This window comes from Methylobacterium sp. J-088, assembly GCF_022829295.1.
Lineage (GTDB): Bacteria > Pseudomonadota > Alphaproteobacteria > Rhizobiales > Beijerinckiaceae > Methylobacterium.
The window spans coordinates 1-528 of record NZ_JAKSYH010000020.1; the positions used below are offsets into that span (position 1 = coordinate 1).

Annotated in this window: 1 pseudogene; it reads left to right on the plus strand. The window is 72.5% G+C overall.

Annotation, left to right across the window (positions count from 1 at the left end):
- Positions 1-427, plus strand: a pseudogene (locus MKK63_RS01105) (autotransporter outer membrane beta-barrel domain-containing protein); the annotation flags it as partial.
- Positions 428-528: the final 101 nt, after the last annotated feature.

The following is a 528-nucleotide window of genomic DNA, read 5'->3' on the forward strand; positions in this document are numbered from 1 at the left end:
CCAAGCCGACCGGATCACCGCCGGGGGCGTCGCCGCACTCGGGGGCGGCACCGTCCAGGTGCTGGCCGCCGCCGGCCGCTACAACCCGCGCACCACCTACACGATCCTGTCGGCCACGGGCGGCGTGTCGGGCCAGTTCGCCGGGGTGACCTCGAACCTCGCCTTCCTCAGCCCGGGGCTGCGCTACCTGACCAACGAGGTCGACCTGACGCTCGCCCGCAACGACGTGCCGTTTTCCGCCTCGGCCACCAGCCGCAACGGCATCGCGGCGGCCAACGCCGTCCAGGCGGCCGGCGCCGGCCGGCTGTTCGACGCGGCGGTCGGCTTCACAACCGGCGAGGCGGAGAGCGGATTCCGGGAGCGGGGGTGCGACATCCAAGCCAGCACCGTCTCCACCGCCTACGAGACCGCATTCTTCGTGCACTAGGCGGTTCTCGACCTGCTGGCCTGGCTTGATCCCGGCACCGGGCCCCAATATGGCATCCTGCCGGCCATCCACCCTCCCGCCCTGACGGGCCGGTGCTCGGT